The following is a 21,177-nucleotide window of genomic DNA, read 5'->3' on the forward strand; positions in this document are numbered from 1 at the left end:
AATCAAAGTATATGAAAACTTTTTTGGCTATTTTCTCTTTTCTGTTATTTACCTCACAGGTATTTTGTGGCTGGAACCCGGTAAATACAGGTATTAATGACGATTTTACCAGCATTTCTTTCAAAGGTAATGTAGGACTCATGACCGGAAAGAAAGGTGCGTACATGTCCACGAATGTAGGCGCAACTGCCGGCACATGGACAAGAATACAAAACTTTGTCAATCCGTCTGATTCCGTTATTTACAATCATAGTCAATTTTATTCGTCGGTGCGAGCCAACATGAGTTCCAATAATTTTATATACTTCTGCGGAAAGGACACTGTCAGCTCAGTCGGTGTGATTTTTCGTTACAATATAGGCACTAACAACCTTCAATTGGTCCATACCGGTGGAAGCAAATTTTATAAGATCACTGGCAAACCAAACACCAACCATATCTATGTGGTGGGAAATAATGGAATCCTCGTCTATTTCAGTGAATCAAATCCTGTTGTTAATTACATTCCAACTACTTATTCATTTGATTTAAAATCAATAAGTATTGCAACAAACACCTTACTAATCGGAGCAGATGATTACCTGATAAATGGAACAATCGATAACATTTCTCCCAATATCATTACATTTTCTCAAAACTATTTACCGTCCAGGAATTTTCGGGATGTGATCCAAATTGGCTCATTCAATATGTATGCCGTGGGGAAAAATTATGCCCGCACGCAAAGTGGTAATACAATAACAGAAGCACATCAATATTACCGGGATTCCTTAATGGGAAATTCGGTCACATACAACACCAATCAGGTGTATATCGGAACGGATAATGGCATTTACAAGTCGTATTCTTCCAGCAATATCATGGAGTTTCAACCGACTTCAACAGGGTACACCATTTACGATATTGCCTACGTGACCAGTACAAATTTATTGGCTTGCGGAAATAACGGAACCATTCTTTTCACAACAGATTTGGGAGGCACAGTTGAGCCATATGCTCAGATCGATTACAACGGAGGATGTCTGGATACTCCACAATCCATTTCTTCTACCAAAGGAACGGTTAGCAGTTGTTCCAATTATGTCGATAACACGCTTATTACCTCGACCTGTTCCAATTATGGATATACATTTTCAACTCCCGGCACGCATACCATCAAACTGGTGGTTTCCAACGGAGGCTATTCCAAAACAATTACCAAAACGATTACCATAGTTGCTATTCCCCAAATTAATTTGCCAACCGATGTTTTGGATACGATCCTTTGCAAACAGGGAAATCTGGATATTACGATACACAATTCTGAGAACGGGATTTTTTATACCCTTTTAAAAACCGGAAGTCCAACTATTTACGGCACATCAGGGAATGGAGACGGAACCGACTTAAACTTCCAGTCCATCACATTCAACCAGGCCAGCAATTTCTATTTGCGTGCAACTAATTCCAATGTGCCTGCCTGTTACAAGAATTTCACGGATACCATTTCAATAACTGTAGAGAAACCTGTTGCACGCGTTTATTTCGATATCATCAATGCGGAAGTCAATGAAGATGTACGTTTTTACCAACGCTGTGTAAATGCCAGTAATTTTGAATGGCAGTTTACAAATAGCCCTGTACTAACAACTTCGAATAATCCAACACCCGTTAATTCATTTACAGGACTGGGTTCTTCACAAGTTACCCTGATTGCAGGAACAGCTAATAATTGTTACGATACCACAACCGTTCGCGGACCGTTTATTTACCAGCCCTACTCAACAGATTCTTCGTGGATATTCCGAAATAAAATAGTTACCCCGCTTACGGCGCCAAGCCAAACTGTTCCGGGAGATATCAAAAAAATGATCAAGTGCAGGAATGGAGGTTATTTTGTATTAGGAAATTATGTCGACAGAATCCTGGAGTCCCGTATTGGGGATTCATTGAGTCTTCCTGCAAAGGGAGGTTATCTTGCGAAATACAACAATTATGGAATCTTAAAATGGTGTGTCAGAACAACTTCATTTGGTAATTCCGGTGGTGGATTTTCTGAAATTTACAGCAGTATCAAAGAAGATAGCCAGGGAAATATTTTGATGATCGGAGATAACCCGACAGTTTTAGTTGACAACAAAGGGGATTCAATAGCGAATAATCAATCTTTTGTGGTAAAGCTTGACTCACTTGGAAATACGATCTGGTACCGGGGCACTTCACTTTTCTATGATTTGAGAATATACTCTATGGAAACTGACGCCAACGATGATGTATACATTTCAACTACTTTCTTAAATTATACTACACCTGTTCAATTGCTTTCTGCACCTTTTTACTTGAACGGTTTGCTTGTCGAGACTATCACAAACAGTGATCATATTTGTAGTGATTGCATGGGACAAAATGTAATCCTAAAACTGGATGGCCAAACCGGCACAACACTATCTGACTTTATGATTGAAAGCAGAGGTAATTTTGGAGCAAAACTGTCATTTGATTCTGCAAATAATCTTTATCTGTGGGGAAGCAGACAATCCAATATCGTGATACACGAACCTTCCGGTATAGATACGATCATGCTAAATACTACCTACTTAAACAGCCAATTGTTTATTTGTAAATTTGATCCTTCAGGAAATTACCTCTGGAGATTTTCCGGTTCAACTTCAGGTGTAAATGCAGAGAATTCTATTGCAACATTAAAAATTGATGCGCTGGGAGATCTTTATTTCACCGGGAACAATACCTTCAATCCGGTTTTTCAAAATAACATGCAATTTATAAACGCTGATAATAGCGTCAGTAATTTCACCGGTGGACAATTCTTTGTGGCAAAAGTAAACACGAATGGAATTACCCAATGGATCAACGGAAATTACAACAGTTATTATGGCTGGGGACTGGATCTTCTGCTGGATGAGGACACTTTATTTGTCCTGGGAAGTGTCTTTAACAATTCAACAACCTCAGGAACTTCATTTGTTCAGTGTGAAATGCTGGGACAAAACAGCTTGTCTGTTCCAATAAATTCAGATGATTTATGTTATTTCATTTCAAAGTATGATCTGAACGGAAATATTTCAAACGTTTACCTGAGTCAGACTACAGGTGCCTACAATGGATTTGACTTAACACCGGTCAGTAATTCAAATCTAATTCGTTTGGATGACGGATATTTTTTAATGACCAAAGCTATCTGGTTATTTAATGCGGATACATTACAACCAAATGGATCTGATTTCGGTTATTCCTTAAATTATACTCCACATACTAACGGCATACATATGAAGTTTCAACTGGAACAGGGTGTAGTATTTAATCCGCATTATTTCCAGTTGGTTATTGATTCCGTTTGTTACAATTACACATACGCTTTCCCCGACGGAAGTGAAATTCCTCATGTAACTGCACCCTTCGTGCACATTGATTCCCTGGTAGCATTGAACGGGATGGACAGCATTATCCGATATGAGGTATCCGTACCTTTAAATCATGAATCTGATCACTATATTACGATCTGTCAGGGAGGAGAATACGAAATTCCCAATGACACAATACTTACAGGAATTCAACCGAATTATTCATATACTCAAATCATTTCTTCCCCGAATGCCTGTGATAGTTTTGCACACTACCACTTCTTTGTAACTCCGCCTCCTGCCGCTTCAGCCATTCACTTTATATCCGCTTGTCAGGGAGAAAATGTCATACTCCCCGACGGAAGTATTATCACCAATGTTCAAACAAGCCAACAGGTTATCATTGCACTTCAAAGTGTTAGCGGATGTGATAGTTTAGTCAGTGTTGCAATGCAGGTTGCAGCATTGAACACAGACATTACGCTCTCGGGAAATAGCCTGTACACCAGTAATCTCAGCGGAGCTTCCTTTCAATGGGTTAATTGTAATGCAAACTTTGCTGCAATTCCCGGAGAAACTTCGCCAGTCTTTACTCCTACAGCAAATGGAAATTATGCAGTCATCGTCACAGATAACGGATGCAGCGACACATCAGCTTGTTTCCTGTATACGAATCTTTCCATCAACGAACTGGACCAATCTATTTCCGTTTACCCGAATCCGACAACCGATAAAGCATTGATTACTTTTGAAAATATTATCGGATCAGCTAATATTGAAGTATATTCCGGTGACGGAAGAAAAATCCTTGAAATACCGGCGGAAGGGATCATACAGTATGAACTGGATCTGAGTCCGTTTGAAAAAGGAACCTATTTTGTTCGCATCAGAACAGAGGAAAACAACCAATCGGAGTTTATTCTTGTAAAAAATTAGAGCACTATTAAAAGCATGAAATGGGACGATTGATCAAACACACAAGGGACTTAACAGTCAATCGTCCGGAACCGATAACGGAAAACATTCCGGTACTGGAATATTCGAAGAACATTGATCCGAAATACGCAGTTGAAGCCTTGATGGAAGGAAATTATGTGTTAATCGCAGATCAGTTCAGCAGTGGAATTTCAGTGCTTGAGGCCTTGAAAAAACGACTTTCAAAAAAAACAATTACTGATTCCTTTCAATCCCAGCGCACCTATCGCGAAACTTTTAGAAAAGCAACTCAGTTATTACTCATTGAAATTTCGGATCACCAACTGCATGTGCGGAAAGCTCCTGAAATTGGCTGGATCAAAATCCTTTATCCTGAACTTACGGATTTTTTTCTTCCATTCACGGATGTCCAGGGATTAAACAGTTCGTGGCAGTGGTATAAAAAGGGAATTCGCATTCCGGGACTAAACCAAATGCTGCATCCGTTTTACGGAACCTATTTCCCCACCCGTTTTGAACACATTGAGTTATTTGTTTCTTACCTGAAGAACTATTCCGGTAAAAAAGACCGTGCATTTGATGTTGGAATCGGAAGCGGGATTTTAAGTAAATTATTCCATCAGTTTGATTTTAAGGAAGTTCACGCTTCGGATATTAACCCAAATGCATTGATCGGGATCCTCCGGGAGTCAAAGCACGAAGAACATCAACCGATAAGCTTGTATTTCGGGGATCTGTTTGCTGAATCGGGCATCCAATCCGATGTTATTGCTTTCAATCCGCCGTGGATTCCGCTTCCAAAAGAGGTTTCGGGGATTGACCTGGCGATTTATTACGATCAGGAATTGTTTCCGAGATTCTTTAAGGAAGCCTCCAAACATTTAAAACCGGATGGACAAGTGGTGATTCTGTTCTCCAACCTCGCCGGATTGATGGACCCCGGCTTTATTCACCCGGTTGAACAGGAATTGGAGCAGAACAGATTTGTTTTGATTGAAAAAACGACAAAAAAAGTTGCACCGGCATCCGGAAAGACAACACGCAAAATAAATTGGCGCCAGAAAGAATTTGTAGAGTGTTGGATTTTGAAATTAAATGAAAGACGCTAAGATCATTTCGCGCGCGCTACAATAATATACTTCTTTTTTTTGACATCACCCTTCTAGGGTTATAAACCCTAGAACGAATTTAGAACCAAAATGTCTGTCTTACACAATTCATAATTCGTAATTTTGAAAAATGCAAATCAAAACAACACTCACACAATCCCAATTCGCGAAACTTACCGGAATTTTATTACTCAAAAGACTTCAGGTTCTTTTTCTCATTCTGGCAGTTTTGGGATTAATTATCGGAGCCTTAATCGCTATCTTTTTCTTTCACAATAAGGATGCATACATGCTGGTGTTTGTAGCAGTCGTATTCTTGGGATTATTTGCATTCAGTATTTTCAATAATGCCAAGCGACATTACCAAAACAACCCACGCATCCGGCAGGAGACGACTTATGACTTTTCTGACAAAGGTGTTTTAATTGCGAAAGAAGGCTTTTCTTCCACCATTAAATGGAACGAGATTATCCGCATTCGCAAAAAAGCGGGATTGATTTTAATCTGGCAGAACAAACTGGTCGCAAATGTGATCTCGGCAAAGGATGTAACTCCACAACAACTGGATGAAATCAAAAGCCTTATTCGGAAAAAAAATGTTCCATCGAATTTTTGAATAGATCATTTATTTTTTGACTTTTAGACTTGCTTTTTTGACTAACCTCCACCCGTATTGACACGTCCTTTCAAGTCATCTGCACCGGTTCCTCTTCTTCGGCTTCCGGCAACACTCGCTTTCCCGAACTTGTAGGTAAAGCTTAAAGTGGCAACACGCGTATCCCGTTTCACATCAAAATATTCCTTGTAATTCGTGAAAGAAACATTTGCCCGGATATAATTGGTATAGAATATGTCTGTCCAAGCAAATTTGATCACTCCGCGGCTTTGCAGGATTTTCTTTTGGACGCCTATTCCCGTATGCCAAATCTCCTTAATATGATCAAAAGCATAAATTTCAGGTGTATGATACGATGCATTCCATTCAATCGACCAATCTTTTTTCAGGGTAAATGTATTCACTGTACCCAGGATCAACACTCCCGAACCCCGGTTTTTGAGATTCGTTTGTGCCACATTCCCGGAATAAAGCGCTACATATGCATTGATATTATTCACACTGTTCCACCATTTGGTTACTTGAACCGGCGCAGAAATATTGGCATATACCAAGTCTGCCCTGCTCAAATTGATATTTGTCTGAACCGTTACGTTCTGATTTTGTGTCAGCGGAGCAATGACCTCGGTAATGTTATCTTTGGTCGTGGCAATTCCCGCATTCACGAACAGTACATTTTTAAAGGAATACCCCAATTCAAAGGTATAGGTTGTCTGTGGACGCAAATGAGGATTTCCCTCCCTATAAGTAGACGGATCCAGGTAGAATTTAAACGGATTCAACTGATCGTAACTTGGTCTGTCGATTCGACGGTTCATCGTTAGTTCAAAGTGCTGTTTTTCCGAGAGATTGAAACCTAAATAAGCTGTTGGAAACAATTGAAAATAGCCCGTATCGGAAACAGCATCGGTCGTTCTCTGGATTCCTTTTACATGGGTATACTCTCCACGTGCTCCCAATTGAAAAGACCACTTTTTCCCTTCGTAATTCCAGGTCAGATACCCCGCTCCGATGGTTTCCCTGTAAATGTAATGATTGCTTTTCGTGGTGTCGTAAACAGGTGTACCGGTACTTCGGTCATAAAACTCCAGGTCGTTATCTGCAATAACATAACTGGACTTGACTCCCGCATCCAGGAAATTTTTCACATTCAGCACTTTGTGCAGATCAACTTTGGCGGCATGAATCGCCAGTTTTCCGTTCAAATCACCTGTAAGAATATACGCATTTTGAATAGGAGTTCCGTTTAAGTCATAATATCCCGTATGGAAGCGTTGATTGTTTTCATTCTGATAAGCCGCATAATCCAAGTCCGCCGTCACCTCGGAACCGCTAGAATCCAGTACGTGCTTGTAGTTCACATTCGCAGAACCGTTGAACCATTTTTCCTTTCGGTCATTGGTGGTTTCAAAACGGGAAGAATTGACATCCTGTTGCATTTGTACATCCGATTTGTTGATTCCGTCTATCGTGTAGGCATTACTCATTCCGTTTACCACAAAACTGAGCGCATTTTTCATGTTTAACTGGAAATCCATTCCGAACCGGGCACTGTGATTGGAAACCGGGAATTTTAGATCGTTATCCTGGATATACGCTCCAACAAAAGTATCCTGCTGATAGAACCGCCGTTCCAGGATCAGGTGATTGAAGCCTTTCCGGTAAGCATAATTATACGACCCGAAAATATTTACTTTTTTATTCCGGTGATTCAGCGAAATTCCTGCCCCGGCCTTCGGATAAACTCCTTGGCCGTAATTAACTGTTGCTGTCCCGTTCGTACCCAGGCGCGTATCTTTCTTCAAACGAATATTGATAATGGCCGAACCTGCCGCATCGTATTTTGCGGAAGGATTGCTGATCAGTTCAATTTTGTCGATCGCTGAAGAAGGAATTCCTCTTAAATAATTAGCCAGATCTGTTCCCGACATGGGCTGTGCTTTTCCGTCAATTTGAACAATAATTCCACTTTTTCCGTTCAGGCTGATATTGTCTGTCGAACTGGCACTTACCCCGGGCGATTTTTCCAGGATCTCAAAAGCGGAAGAACCTGTTGCACTCAACGATTGCTCCACGTTCAGTACCATCATACCCGGTTTGCGTTCGATCATTGGTTTTGAAGCGGAAACCGTCACCTCTTCTACCTGCCTGGTCTTATTCCGGAAAGCCAAATTGAGTTCGGATGCAGCTGAAAATGGAATCGCCGGCGTAGTAAACTCTGTAAAATTCTCGTGAGTTACACGAATAAAAACAGTATCCACCGGGATCACATCCGCCTCAAAATGCCCGTCTTCTTCCGAGACCGCCATAGATAACAAGGTGGAATCTGCCGAATAGATAAACAATACAGCATCTGCCACACTTTCATTTTCGGGATTGAAAATGCGGCCCTTTATCCATGCTTTCTCCTGTGAAAAGGATTGAAAAGAAACGAGCAAACAAATAAGCAGTCTTGTTTTCATTGAAATTGATTTGAACAAAGATCCACTTAATTGATTTATCAATTATTTATTTGTTACCAGCTGTTTTTAGTGATTGCTGAGCGGTTTTTTGTGCGGATGAAAGAATAAGTCCAACGTTGAAACAATCGGTTCTATAATGATCCAAACCGATAAAATAACCTTATCGGGATCCGGCGAACTTAAACGCATTACCTCCTTTATTTTTTGCGATCAAAATTAATTTGATTACTATATCGCTTTAGCTGAACAGGCATGTAATCCCGGTCGAAAAAAGGAGTAATTTTAGGTTTCAAAGAGATTTATGAGCAAGCTTAGAGGCGCATTATTTGTAGGATTTGGAGCAGCGAGTTACGGAATTCTTGCCACCATTGTGAAGTATGCCAACAACCAGGACGCACACACCAGTATTCTTACATTTTACCAATCACTAACCGGAGTAATCGTTTTGTTTATTCTGATGCAATTTGCCAAAACAAAGCAAACTCCGGTAAAAGCAAGTTTAAAATCCAAATCAAAACTGATCCTTTTCGGCATATCCATGGGGTTGACAAGCTGTTTTTACTACATCGCCATCCAAACAATCTCTGTTTCCATCGGGATTATCCTATTGATGCAATCTATTTGGATGAGCGTGGTGTGGGAAATGATTCAAACACAAAAAATGGCTCACTGGCTTAAGATTGTGGGGAGTTTCTGCGTATTGGGCGGAACCGTCCTGGCTACAAATCTGATGGAAGAAGATGTACACATTTCGATGGAAGGAATCATTTACGGGTTGCTGGCAGCCTTGTCGTACACAGTCAGTATGCATGCTTCCAACCACATTGAAACGCAGTTATCCAGCGTGGTACGCAGTTTTTGGCTCATCGTAGGAAGTTTGCTTACCGTGACGGTCTATTGGAATATCCAGATCTGGGAACACTGGGACTGGGTGATTTTTCTTCAATTCGGAATTATACTGGGACTTTTCGGAACAGTAATCCCTCCTATCCTGTTCAATATCGGGATTCCGCAAACCGGTTTGGGATTAGCGGGAATTTTGGCCGCAATCGAGATCCCTGTTTCGATCTGCTCTGCACAGCTAATCCTGCGTGAAACCGTAACAGGTATTCAATGGCTGGGAGTTGGGATCATCATTGCAACGGTTGTGGTGATTAATGCCAGAAAAACGAATTAACCCCCTTTTATTCCCACACAGATGCACAATGGAACGCAAAAGGAATACATAATCACGATCTCCACTTGCGGTATAGCTCTTTCTTTTTACTGCAAATGCACAAATTTTGATGGTACCTACCGGTCAACAGGGTGCTAACCACTAATTGATTACTATAAAAGTCTTCACATTCAATCTACGCAGGATAAGAAGAAATAATCAATCCTCCCAACCGCATAATTTCAACCCCAATTTTTCGGCTTCGGAAACAGTCGTTTTCTTCACTTCGTGTTTGCAGTTATTGAGTCCGCGGCAATCGCGTTTATAATGATAGGCAACAGAGCTTGGTGAGTCACAAACATAGACCGTTCCATCTCCGGAGGAGAAACAACACGCAAGAGCAAGGGCAAAAAGGGTTTTCATGTGAACAGTTCGGTTTTCGTAAATAGTTTCAATTATTTGGCGAATATACTCAATTCATTCATTTTCAATTCGTTTTTTGTGTTTTTCAGCAAACCCAAACTGAAGTGCAGTGCGCTACCTGTTTACTTTTTTGCTGGTCTTCCTCCAGTCGATAAGCTTTTGGTGCCATAACGAATATTATTCACTGGATTCAAAGGGGCATTTTCACCTATTTTAAAGCGAAGAAAAAATAGCCGGTCAGGTGAATTTCACTAACTTTGCTTCATGCGATTCGATATTCTCACCATACTTCCGGAACTCTTAAATGGTCCTTTCAATGTCTCCATGATGAAGCGTGCACAGGAACGCGGACTCCTGGAAATCCATATTCACAATATCCGGGATTACTCTACCGATAAGCATAAGAATGTGGATGACTACCAATACGGTGGCGGAGCCGGAATGGTAATGGCTATTGAACCGATTGTTATACTGATTGAGAAATTGAAATCGGAACGCAATTACGATGAGATCATTTACATGACCCCCGACGGAGAATTACTGGAACAACGACACAGTAACTCCTGGAGTCTGAAAGAGAATATCCTGATCCTTTGCGGACATTACAAAGGGGTAGATGAACGCATTCGGGAACATTACATCACCAAGGAAATTTCAATCGGGTCGTACGTTCTGACAGGAGGCGAATTGGCTGCAGCCGTGTTGGTTGACAGCATCGGGAGATTAATCCCGGGTGTTATGAATGACGAAACTTCTGCATTAACAGACAGTTTCCAGGACGACCTGCTTTCGCCCCCAGTTTATACGCGTCCGCCGGAATTTAACGGATGGAAAGTCCCCGACATTCTGTTATCCGGGGACTTTGGAAAAATTGAGCAGTGGAGAGAACAGCAGGCTATCGAACGAACGCGAATCCGAAGACCTGATCTGTACAAAAAGTTTACCGGAGAAGCCTGATTATTTACTCTCCAACACCCCGTTTTTCTTTGCCGTATTCTTGAGCGTGCTTTGGATCTTCTCCAACCTGGTTTTCAGGATCATATCGTGTTTCTTCTTGTTCACATAGAACGGAACGTAGGTTTTGACAAAATCATAAGTCAACACTCCCAGCATAGCTGCAGAAATAAAATAGAACACCTGAAAATGAACCGATTGAATAATCAATCCCGAGAAAACGCCTCCCGCCAGGTAAGCACTCATAATCGCAGCCATTAATTTTGTTTTTTCTACCACCTGTGCGTTCATTCGGTATTTCTTCTTGGTCAATAAAGATAAATGAATCGCCAAATCGGTTGTCAGCCCTGTTAAATGTGTTGTTTTTACCTGGAAATTGGAAATACTCGCTGTCAACCCGTTTTGAAGTCCCATGGAGAATAAAAGCACGGCGACCAAAATTTCTGTTTGAGTCAGTGTTTCGGCGTAAAAAAACTGTCCGTAAATCCCCACAAATATAAAACACCCGATTTCAAGTACCATCGGGATACTGTGCGATACAAAGGCATTTTTCCGCGTGCTGTTAATAATCAGATTGTTTGACAGGAAGCTCCCAGAGAAGAACAAAACAATCCAAAACAGTACCACCAGCATCTGGAACCATTTTCCATCTGCAATCTCCTGGGCCAGAATGGCAAAATGCCCGGTTAAGTTGGACGTAAAAGAATAAAATAACACCAACGAAGCGACGTTCACCATGCCGGCGATCAGTGCTGTAAAAACTCCCAATCTTAAATTATCCTGGAAAGTTCTGCTATTGCTAAATCTGCGTAACATACTACTTTATTTTTTTGAGTGTAATCTTCACTATTCCGCGTGCATGCACATCCGTGTCGAAATGAAGAACCAATTCATTTTTTTTTAAGGATTCAACCGAATAAACCTCAACCGTCTCATCATCATTGAGCAGGGTCAGAATTCTTCCCCGGTCTTTCAAACGCCATTTTGCGAAATGTTCTTTCCCCGAACGCTCGTGTAATTTGATACTGTAATCCTTTCTGAAAGTCCAGTTTTCAAACTCGTGAATGACCAGATGATTCGCAATATCTACCCGTTCATCCGAACCAATTTCCTGCTTCACCTTCTCGTCCAGATTGTTCCTGTCATAGACCCATGAAACTTCCCTCCATTCTCCCACAATAGCCACTTCCGGGTAATCGGAATGACTGAATACGTAATATCCGAATGAACTCAGGGTGATTACTACAAGACATGCTGACAGCACTAATTTCCGTTTCATGTTAAAGCGGTTATATACGTTTTGTTGGACTTATTGGAATACTGATTCGTATCCCAGGCAATCAGCTGTTTTTTGATTTTTGATTTGTGTAAAAACGGGATCACATCCATGCTCTTTTTGTGAGACCAGTCGAACCTTAATTCATACGGAATGATAATCCGGTCGATCTTATTGGTTTCGGTAAACTGTTCAAACGAGCTTTGAGTAAATCCGCTGAAGAAAACGATTTGAATGGAGGCTACCTTTGGTCCCAGTTCTTTTTCCAAATCGTATAGTTTTTTCAAAAATTCCTTTCCGGCCATTTCAATTTTCAAATCACTCTGATCAAAAAAAAGCAGGTCCGAAACCGAATTGGAAAGATAGATCCCATGCACTAAGAGTACATTTATCGAATCTTCCGTTTGAAATTGAAGTAATGCTTTAAGTGGTTCCAATGAAGACTCTTTAAAGTCTGTCGGTATCAGAATTGTTGTTCCCATCTTTATTTGTTTTGAACAAAGTTAGCGGGCGCGTATAAGGACGGGATAAGAACCGGATTAAAACGGGATTAGAATTTCAGTTTTAACGTTTCTTTAAGAATTATAGGGAATGACAAGACTTACCAAGGTACCTTTTTCTTCTTCCGAATGTACAATGATCTTACCTTTATGCTGACGCATAATGTTTCGTGTAAGAGGTAACCCGATTCCGTAACCTTCAAAAGATGTCGTGTTGGAAGCCCGAAAGAACGGATCGTAAATATGCCCCAAATCCTGGGGAGGAATTCCGATTCCATGATCCTGAACATGAATAGAAATGCTTTCCTTACTGTATGTCAGGTAAATTCTTACTTCCTGGTTTTCAGAGTATTTACTGGCATTTAAAAGTACATTGGATAAGGCCAACTGGAGCAATTGTGAATTCCCTTTTACTTCCAGTACGTCTAGGTTCTCGGGCAAACTTCCGAAATCAAACCGGATCCTATTTCCCGGAATAATCCGATTCACCGTTTCTATTGTTTCAAAAATAAGCTCATCGACCCGCAAACTTTCAATGGTCATTTTTTTGCCATCAAAGCCCGTTTGAGCCAGAAACAATAATGCTTTGGTTTTCTTATTTAATTTCTCTGCTTCTTCCAAAATGCGGTTTAATGCCGTTTTGTATTCTTCCGTACTCCGGTCTTTACTCAGCATTAAATCCGCTTGCCCAATAATACTTGTAAGCGGTGTATTTAACTCGTGTGAAGCATTGCTTATAAAATTGTTTTGGGTCTCAAAACTGGTCTCCAGGCGGTCCAGCATATTGTTCATTGTCCGAATCAGTTCCCCCAGTTCATCGCCCTCCTGCTTATTTTCAATTCTGAAATGCAAATTTTCCGTTCCGATAGTATGTACACTTGTACTCAAATCACTAATAGGTTTGATCAGTCGCTTTGAAAGCCATAGGGAAACCATAATAATTAAAAACACTGCTGAAAAAAACAGGGAAATGAGCAAGCCACCCAGGTAATTTTTATACTTTGTGTAGTACATGTTCCGGGCAGTTGTATAGACAACGTACTTTCTCCCCTGTTTTGAAACATAGCATTTTCCATATTTCAGGAGATTTCCCTTCCTTTCCTGCGCATTTTTATGTTGTATTACCTTCTGAATGAAACGGGCATCATCTTTCGCCTGTTTGCTATTCAGAATTGGGTTTCCCAACTCATCCAATTCCACCACAATACTTTTCTCGTCGGGAAGTTTTTCCAGGTATTCCTGTTTGAATTCTTTTACAAACTCTTTGTCTCCGCGATGATCCAGTTCTATTCGGATCGTTGTATTTGTTCGTGTTTCTAACCTATCGTAAAAATCATTGAACACATAATTGGAAGACAAGACATACACTATCGCGCCGAAAAGGAACACCAACACGGCAAATGTGCTGCTCAACAGCCAAATAATGCGGGTACGGATTTTCATTCTTCCTCGCGCATTACATACCCCATTCCGATCACGGTATGGATCAGTTTAGATCCGCCGAACTGCGTGAGTTTCTTACGAAGGTAATTAACATACACGTCCACGACATTTGTCCCGGATTCAAAATCGACTCCCCAAACATCTTCCAGGATATCAATGCGGGAAAACACCTTTCCGGGATTCATAATAAAGAGCAATAATAAGCGGTATTCGGTTGAAGTGAGACTCACGGGATTTCCATTTCGCGTAACTGTTTTTCGATCATCATCCATAACCAAATCATCAAACTGAAAGAGCATATGCGTATTTGAAACCTGGCTTTCAATTCTTCTGAGCAGTGATCGGACCCGTGCATTCAACTCAATGAACTTGAATGGTTTGGGTAAATAATCATCAGCTCCGGAATCTAATCCAATCGCAACATTTTCGGGAGTTCCCAGTGCCGTAAGCATTAAAATCGGCACCTGGCTGGTTTCTCTGATCTTTGAGCAAACCTGAATCCCATTCAATCCGGGAAGCATAATATCCAGAATAATCAGATCCGGATTCCAAAAATGAAACTCGTCCAATCCCTTCAGTCCGTTATTGGCAACTTTCGTATTGAAATTTTCTTCGGCTAAACCTTTTTGAACCAGCGCACTGATTTGGGGATCATCTTCAATTATCAATATTTTTTTCACAGAAATCCGATTGGATGATAAAATTAAGAAAAAAGAATTGATCGAAATAAGCGCCAGACAAAACATTAAACAATTAAAAATCAAATAATTAAAAATAAATCTGTTCGTATCTTTGGGAACACCCGAATTTCCAAATTCCCGTATTTCATTATTTCCAAAAAAACTTTTTCCAGATCATCATTTTTATTAACTTAAATAAAAAACACCTTTATTTAATTAATTAACAACAAGTTATGCCAACATTAAAACCTCTTGATTACACCCCAAAACAAATTTCAATTTCTCTTGTAGGAAGGGCTATTGCGCATCCATGCAGAGTTAAAATGATTGAATTACTCATCAAAAATCCTCAACTAACCAACAGGGAATTAACAGAAAGGCTTCATTTGTCCAAATCGACTATTCATGATCATTTAACAAAGCTTTGGGACGCAGGCTTGATCAATGTCAGCTATTTCCCTCACTCACTTTGCGTCGAAATCACGCAAGAACAAATAGAAATGTATCGAAAACTGGAAACATTATTCGATTTCAAACCTAAAAAAGCCTATCATTTGAGTCTTCTGGATTAACTTTGCGAAAAATTCAATTCATGGTTCTCGATCCAACGATCATTGAAGCCCTCCAAGCAGGCAAAACGATACTTTACCCTACTGATACCATTTGGGGAATCGGTTGCGATGCTACGAATGAAGCAGCATGTCAACGAATTCTTGAGATTAAGAAGCGACCGGAAAACAAAAGTTTTATTCTTTTGGCAGATAGCTTTCAAATGATCGAAAAGTACATTCCTGAATTTCCGGATGTGTGTTATGATTTGGTTGATTTGTCTGATAAACCCTTAACCATTATATATCCGAATGCCCAAGGATTGGCTCCCAGTGTTTTAGCTCAGGACGGTTCCGTTGGAATTCGGCTCACAAAAGATCCTGTTTGTCTTTCATTGATCCGAGGTATCCGCAAGCCCCTGGTTTCTACTTCAGCAAATATTTCCGGAAAACCATTTCCAACCAATTTCAGCAGCATTGATCCCCAAATTAAAGACCGCGTGGATGCCATTTTGGAATTAAGAACAGATGAACTGCTTTCCAGTCCTTCGCAAATCATTAAAATTGGGTTGGACAGTTCCATTCAGGTTATCAGAAGCTGATTATTCTAAATTCAGTAACTTTGCACCCGCATGCAAACAGAAAATTTCGCACACAAACTCAAACACCCTGTTTTTAAGGTTGTTTCTCAGATTATTTCCGAAAAAGGCTTGGAAGCTTATGTGATCGGAGGGTTTGTACGTGACTTATTATTGGATCGGACATCCAAGGACATTGACATTGTAGTTGTGGGCAATGGAATGGAATTGGCACAAGCAGCGGGAGAAAAGTTGCGTGTAAAAAAAGTCAATCTTTTTAAGAATTTCGGGACGGCACAGTTTAATTACAAAGACCTGGATGTCGAGTTTGTCGGTGCACGAAAAGAATCATACCAGAGAGATTCCAGGAAACCCATAGTTGAAGACGGGACATTGAGTGACGATCAAAAAAGACGGGACTTTACCATCAATGCACTTGCATTGGATTTGCGTGAAGCAACTTTCGGCAACCTGATCGATCCCTTCAATGGTTTGTCTGATTTGGAAAAAGGAATTCTTCGAACACCACTCGACCCGGATACCACGTATTCGGATGATCCATTGCGCATGATGCGGGCTATCCGGTTTGCCACGCAACTTGATTTTCAAATTGAAATCAACAGTTTGAAATCAATCCTTGAAAATGCCTCTAGGCTGGAAATCATTTCAAAAGAGCGCATCATGGATGAATTGAATAAGATTATCCTGGCTGAAAAGCCTTCCAGGGGATTTGAATTATTGAACTCCACCAAATTACTTCACCAATTCTTTCCTGAAATGATCGCCCTCCATGGAGTTGAAACCAGGGATGGAAAAAGTCATAAGGATAATTTCTATCATACGCTGGAAGTGTTGGACAACGTTGCACATCATTCCGATAATTTATGGCTGCGTTGGAGTGCTATTCTGCATGATATTGCCAAACCGCCGACCAAGAAATTCGATGCACAAGTTGGCTGGACATTTCACGGACACGAAGAGTTGGGAGCAAGAATGGTTCCGAAGATCTTTGCGCGATTAAGGTTGCCTTTAGACCATAAAATGAAATACGTCCAAAAACTGGTTCGGCTTCATCTAAGACCTATTTCATTGGTTAAAAGTAATGTGACCGATTCAGCCGTAAGACGTTTATTGTTTGAAGCGGGCGACGATATTGACGATTTGATGACCTTATGCAATGCAGATATCACCTCGAAAAATGAGTTTAAAGTCAAGAAATACAAAAAGAATTTCGAACTGGTTGTTGAAAAATTAAAAGCAGTAGAAGAAAAAGATCATGTCAGGAACTTCCAGCCGCCAATTTCCGGAGAATTGATCATGTCGACCTTCAATATCGGACCATGCGGTGAAATCGGAGTCATTAAAACCCGGATCAAGGAAGCCATTCTGGAAGGAGAAATTCCGAATGATTTTGAAACGGCAAAAAAATTGATGCTGCAAATCGGTGAAGAACTGGGATTGAAAGTCAATTAGGAATTAAGAATGTAGCATTAAGAGCAAAATGTCTCTGCATTCTTAATTCTACATTCTGCATTAAAACTTATCTTTGTAAAAAAAACAACTGCATGGCGCTAAAATTTCGCGTGTTATTAGATTCCGAAAAAGATCAGGAAATATTCAGAGATATTCTGATCAATGAGGATGACAACTTTGAATCTTTCTATCGGGTTATATTGAATTCCTTCAATTTTGAGGGACAGGAGATCGGTTCGTTCTTTATGTCGAATGATGAATGGGACAAAGGTCATGAGATCAGTTTGATGGATATGAGTTACTCCGATGAGGATCCTGAAATAACAAGCGTGATGTCTGAAGCAAAGCTGGCTGATTTCATGGAAGTACCGGATCAGAAAATTATTCTGGTTTACGATTTCCTTCGCATGTGGATCTTTTTGATCGAATTACAGGAACGTACGAATGAAACATTAGATAATCCAAAAATTGCATTAGCGGTTGGAACGGCTCCTCCCGAAGATTCAAAAATGATCCAGGACGATGCTTTTTTCGGAGAAGAGGAAGACGAAGACTTCAACGAATTTGACGAAGATTTCGGAGATGGGTATGACGAAGATGATTTATCCGGTTACGAAGAATACGATTATTAACAAGACTAATAGACATAAGACCAAAGACTAAAGACAGTTTCACTGTCAATTTGTCTTAAGTCTATTGTCTTGAGTCCTACAGTCTAGAAAAATGAACGAAAAAAAATACGGCGATCCGATCGGGGCAGCAATCAAAGAATACGCAGACAAAAGACGCCCGGAAGATATCATTGTTTCCTCCAATATTTGTGAAGACGATATCATTCCATTGGAAGTCCTTTTCCGAAAACACGATGAAATGCCACAAATTGAGCAAAAAGCGCTTTCGTTGGCACGCGGTCACGTTTTGGATGTAGGAGCCGGAGCTGGGATTCATGCGACTTACTTACAGGATCTCGGATTCAAAGTAGATTGCATTGACATTTCAGAGGGAGCCGTAGAATATTTGAAAAGCAACGATCTGAATGCAGAGCGTATCAACTTTTTCTCATTAAAAGATCGGAAATACGATACGATTCTCATGCTTATGAACGGAATCGGAATTGCAGGAAAACTGTCCAATTTGGAAAAAACCCTGGAGCACGCAAAATCCTTGTTAAATCCGGGAGGAAAGATTTTATGTGATTCTTCGGACATTCATTCTCTGTATGAAGATGAAGACGGAGCACTTTGGGTGGATCTGAATACGGAATACTACGGAAACTTCCGCTTTCAAATGAAATACAAAAAGCAAAAAGGACCATGGTTTGACTGGCTTTATGTGGATTTCGACAATCTTTTTCAAGCGGCCAAGAAAGTCGGATTGAAAGCTATTCGTGTTTTGGAAGAAGACGATCATTACCTGGCAGAATTAACACTCGAAAAATAAGATGCGCTTTCTCACCTGGATCTTCGTATTCTTATCCGGTTTTGTTTTCGGACAAAGCAACTCGCTTTTATACCAGGTAAAGAGCAAGGACAAAAAAGTTTCTTACCTTTTTGGAACAATCCATATGATCCCGGATTCGCTGTATTATTTCCCTGGAAAATTGGATAAAATCATTTCCAAATCGGATGAAGTGATTCTTGAAATCGCCAATCTTTCGAACCAGAGTTCCGTCATGAAACTCATGCTGCTCGATTCAGGTTCCTGTTTCGATATCTTTACTCCGCAGCAAAAAGATTCGGTCTTGAATTGGGGTGCAAATCTTTTGGGTATTAAACCCGACCAATTTGAAAAAGGCTTTGAAAAAAGAAAACCCTTTACCCTGTTACAATTGAGTTTTCAGAAGATGATATCGGGAAAAGTCCGGATGGTTGATATGGAAATTGAGTCCAAAGCCCAGCAAAATAAAATTCCAGTAAGCGGGCTTGAAACGGTTGAGTACCAATTGTCTATTTTTGACAAAATCCCACCCGGAGAACTCGCAGGTTTTATTATGGAAACAGTACGGAATCCGCAGGAAGGGGAAGAAAACTTTCAGAAAATGGTTCACTATTACCACCAGCAGGACCTGGAAAGTCTGGCCAATTTAATCCTGGAAAGCGATGAACTGGGCAGTTCTGCCGAGGAACTACTCGATAAACGAAATCACAACTGGATTCCCAAAATGGAAGAATTGATGAAAGCTAAATCGTGCTTTTTTGCAGTCGGTGCCGGACATTTGGGAGGTTCAAACGGAGTAATCGAATTACTTCGAAAAAGAGGATATGAAGTAACACCTGTTCGATATTAATATGCGCAATTTATTAATTATTTTACTCACCGGTTCGATTGTTTTAAGTTGTAATACTTATTCGGAAGAAGAAAAAAGCGGGTTTGTTTCAAAAGCGGAACAATATGCCAAAAAGCATCACTGGAATTACGAAATTCTCGATGGAGGCTTGGTCGTTGAAGTGCTGGAAAAAGGAACCGGAACAGAAAAAATCCAATCGGGAAGTGAAGTGGAATTAACCTACAAGGGAACACTTACAAACGGCAGCAAATTCGACCAAACAGAACCTGGGAAACCACTTCAATCCAATTTAAAAGGATTGATCGGTGGATTTCAGCTAGGTCTCTTAGGCCATGTTTCAGGTACAAAGTTGCGCATGATAGTTCCTCCGCATTTGGGATACGGAGATGACGCTTTAGATAAAATACCATCCAATTCAACTCTTATTTTTGAGATTTCGATTGAAAAGGTCTTCTAAATTCAAAGAATTCATATCGTAAATTCAATGCCCCGTTTTTGCTGTAATTACAGCTCGTTTTCCCTGGTGTAAATTGAAAAGCAATTCCATAATTCACTTCCAATCCCAATCTGACTCTTTTGAAGAACCTATTTTTCTTTGACAAAGCAAAGCTAATGTCAAAAGGCACGGATACCAACAACCCTTTAGCCATTTTCGCGGTATAATCCGTGGTTTGTGTTTCATTTAAGACAGGTGTCGGAACCGGTGACTGGTAATTGTTTTCGTTCACACCCTCCACATAATAATTATCCCTGATTTGAGACTGAACAACTGAAGGTTTTGCAAACAAGAAATATACGTCCAAACCGGTCTCAAACTGGAAAATCCTATCCGGTCTTAATGCAAATCGTTCTCCTAAACCAATCATGGTTGACTTGACTCGGTAATATTTTTGGATATCTTGTCTCCTATTACCGATTACATAATAGGGATTCCCGGTTTGGCTGGAATTTAAAGTGTCAATAATGGTTTTGATTTCATGAAACCAGTACCTGGAAACCTGTGCTTCCGGTCCATACCCGAAATGAATGGTAGTGGAGAACCTGAAATTTTTACCGGCCCGTTTTTCTTTGTTATTCACGAAAGAAAAGGAAAACAAAGTATAACCATCATCCACTTTTGTTCCTAAATAATCCGTGCCATTCGGGTTTATCAGAAATGAATCAGGAATCTGGAACCCCGGAGTTAATTGATCCCAGGTATCATCTGAAAAAGCAATTTTATTGGCGTTGATGACACCGGTACCGGCTTTAAAAACATAGGAAATTGTTTTCCCCTTAATGGAATCTTGTTTTTGAGAAAAGCTTACTCCTGTGATTAACAGGAACGCATAAGAGATAAAGGTTTTCATTAGTTGGTTACAATGCTCCAAAATTAGAAATTAAATCTCTATCTCT

The 21,177-nt window shown here is 40.3% G+C and carries 20 protein-coding genes; 12 read left to right on the forward strand and 8 right to left on the reverse strand.

Going from position 1 to position 21,177, the window contains the following annotated elements; genetic code table 11:
- Positions 1–11 precede the first annotated feature (11 nt).
- From FO442_RS02545 to FO442_RS02555, 3 genes are all read left to right on the forward strand, one after another.
- Positions 12–4,277, forward strand: a complete 4,266-nt coding sequence (locus FO442_RS02545) for a T9SS type A sorting domain-containing protein (protein WP_144331564.1) — start codon at positions 12–14, stop codon at positions 4,275–4,277.
- A gap of 20 nt (positions 4,278–4,297) precedes the next feature.
- Entirely contained in the window at positions 4,298–5,386 is a 1,089-nt protein-coding gene (locus tag FO442_RS02550; RefSeq protein WP_144331565.1) for a methyltransferase, read from the forward strand.
- 130 nt (positions 5,387–5,516) lie between these two features.
- Positions 5,517–6,002, forward strand: coding sequence for a YcxB family protein (locus FO442_RS02555; protein ID WP_144331566.1), 486 nt, complete (start codon positions 5,517–5,519; stop codon positions 6,000–6,002).
- 41 nt (positions 6,003–6,043) lie between these two features.
- On the opposite strand, the gene FO442_RS02560 is transcribed toward FO442_RS02555, so the two are convergent.
- The gene (locus tag FO442_RS02560; protein WP_144331567.1) at positions 6,044–8,464 is read right to left on the reverse strand and encodes a TonB-dependent receptor; all 2,421 of its coding nucleotides are present in this window, start codon (positions 8,462–8,464) and stop codon (positions 6,044–6,046) included.
- Positions 8,465–8,765: 301 nt separating this feature from the next.
- Here FO442_RS02560 and FO442_RS02565 point away from each other — a divergent pair, with 301 nt between their 5' ends.
- Positions 8,766–9,641: an EamA family transporter gene (locus tag FO442_RS02565; RefSeq protein WP_144331568.1), complete on the forward strand. Its 876-nt coding sequence runs from the start codon at positions 8,766–8,768 to the stop codon at positions 9,639–9,641.
- 198 nt (positions 9,642–9,839) lie between these two features.
- Here the strand turns inward: FO442_RS02565 and FO442_RS02570 are convergent, their stop codons facing one another.
- Positions 9,840–10,043 (reverse strand): hypothetical protein, encoded by a 204-nt coding sequence (locus FO442_RS02570; protein WP_144331569.1) that lies wholly within the window; start codon positions 10,041–10,043, stop codon positions 9,840–9,842.
- Between the two features lie 264 nt (positions 10,044–10,307).
- Here FO442_RS02570 and trmD point away from each other — a divergent pair, with 264 nt between their 5' ends.
- A complete protein-coding gene (gene trmD / locus FO442_RS02575) occupies positions 10,308–11,000 on the forward strand; it encodes a tRNA (guanosine(37)-N1)-methyltransferase TrmD (RefSeq protein WP_144331570.1) in 693 nt (230 codons plus the stop codon).
- Here trmD and FO442_RS02580 read toward each other — a convergent pair whose 3' ends face one another.
- The 5 genes from FO442_RS02580 to FO442_RS02600 form a co-directional block, all read right to left on the reverse strand.
- On the reverse strand, positions 11,001–11,813 hold the full coding sequence (locus FO442_RS02580) for a YoaK family protein (RefSeq protein ID WP_144331571.1): 813 nt from the start codon (positions 11,811–11,813) through the stop codon (positions 11,001–11,003). It abuts the gene before it with no gap.
- 1 nt (position 11,814) lies between these two features.
- Complete coding sequence (locus FO442_RS02585; protein ID WP_144331572.1) at positions 11,815–12,276, reverse strand: hypothetical protein; 462 nt, start codon at positions 12,274–12,276, stop codon at positions 11,815–11,817.
- Positions 12,273–12,755: an adenine nucleotide alpha hydrolase family protein gene (locus tag FO442_RS02590; protein WP_144331573.1), complete on the reverse strand. Its 483-nt coding sequence runs from the start codon at positions 12,753–12,755 to the stop codon at positions 12,273–12,275. The genes FO442_RS02585 and FO442_RS02590 overlap by 4 nt, the downstream gene beginning before the upstream one ends.
- Positions 12,756–12,848: 93 nt before the next feature.
- Positions 12,849–14,216 carry a HAMP domain-containing sensor histidine kinase gene (locus FO442_RS02595; RefSeq protein WP_144331574.1) on the reverse strand — a complete coding sequence of 456 codons (1,368 nt, stop codon included), beginning with the start codon at positions 14,214–14,216 and terminating at the stop codon, positions 12,849–12,851.
- On the reverse strand, positions 14,213–14,896 hold the full coding sequence (locus FO442_RS02600; protein WP_144331575.1) for a response regulator transcription factor: 684 nt from the start codon (positions 14,894–14,896) through the stop codon (positions 14,213–14,215). The genes FO442_RS02595 and FO442_RS02600 overlap by 4 nt, the downstream gene beginning before the upstream one ends.
- 233 nt (positions 14,897–15,129) lie before the next feature.
- Between FO442_RS02600 and FO442_RS02605 the strand changes: the two genes are divergently transcribed.
- The 7 genes from FO442_RS02605 to FO442_RS02635 all read left to right on the forward strand — a co-directional run bounded on the left by FO442_RS02605 (position 15,130) and on the right by FO442_RS02635 (position 20,239).
- Positions 15,130–15,468 (forward strand): winged helix-turn-helix transcriptional regulator, encoded by a 339-nt coding sequence (locus FO442_RS02605; RefSeq protein WP_144331576.1) that lies wholly within the window; start codon positions 15,130–15,132, stop codon positions 15,466–15,468.
- A gap of 20 nt (positions 15,469–15,488) precedes the next feature.
- Entirely contained in the window at positions 15,489–16,046 is a 558-nt protein-coding gene (locus FO442_RS02610) for an L-threonylcarbamoyladenylate synthase (protein WP_144331577.1), read from the forward strand.
- Between the two features lie 30 nt (positions 16,047–16,076).
- Positions 16,077–17,495 (forward strand): CCA tRNA nucleotidyltransferase, encoded by a 1,419-nt coding sequence (locus tag FO442_RS02615; RefSeq protein ID WP_144331578.1) that lies wholly within the window; start codon positions 16,077–16,079, stop codon positions 17,493–17,495.
- Positions 17,496–17,587: 92 nt separating this feature from the next.
- Positions 17,588–18,127 (forward strand): plasmid pRiA4b ORF-3 family protein, encoded by a 540-nt coding sequence (locus FO442_RS02620; RefSeq protein WP_144331579.1) that lies wholly within the window; start codon positions 17,588–17,590, stop codon positions 18,125–18,127.
- Positions 18,128–18,218: 91 nt separating this feature from the next.
- Positions 18,219–18,935 (forward strand): class I SAM-dependent methyltransferase, encoded by a 717-nt coding sequence (locus tag FO442_RS02625; RefSeq protein ID WP_144331580.1) that lies wholly within the window; start codon positions 18,219–18,221, stop codon positions 18,933–18,935.
- Between the two features lies 1 nt (position 18,936).
- Positions 18,937–19,782 carry a TraB/GumN family protein gene (locus tag FO442_RS02630; protein ID WP_144331581.1) on the forward strand — a complete coding sequence of 282 codons (846 nt, stop codon included), beginning with the start codon at positions 18,937–18,939 and terminating at the stop codon, positions 19,780–19,782.
- 1 nt (position 19,783) lies between these two features.
- A complete protein-coding gene (locus FO442_RS02635; RefSeq protein ID WP_144331582.1) occupies positions 19,784–20,239 on the forward strand; it encodes an FKBP-type peptidyl-prolyl cis-trans isomerase in 456 nt (151 codons plus the stop codon).
- Here the strand turns inward: FO442_RS02635 and FO442_RS02640 are convergent.
- Positions 20,205–21,131, reverse strand: coding sequence for a hypothetical protein (locus FO442_RS02640; RefSeq protein ID WP_144331583.1), 927 nt, complete (start codon positions 21,129–21,131; stop codon positions 20,205–20,207). The two genes, FO442_RS02635 and FO442_RS02640, sit on opposite strands and share 35 nt — an antisense overlap.
- Positions 21,132–21,177 lie beyond the last annotated feature (46 nt).

Origin of the sequence: Fluviicola chungangensis (genome assembly GCF_007558725.1) — a bacterium.
GTDB classification, from domain to species: domain Bacteria; phylum Bacteroidota; class Bacteroidia; order Flavobacteriales_D; family Crocinitomicaceae; genus Fluviicola; species Fluviicola chungangensis.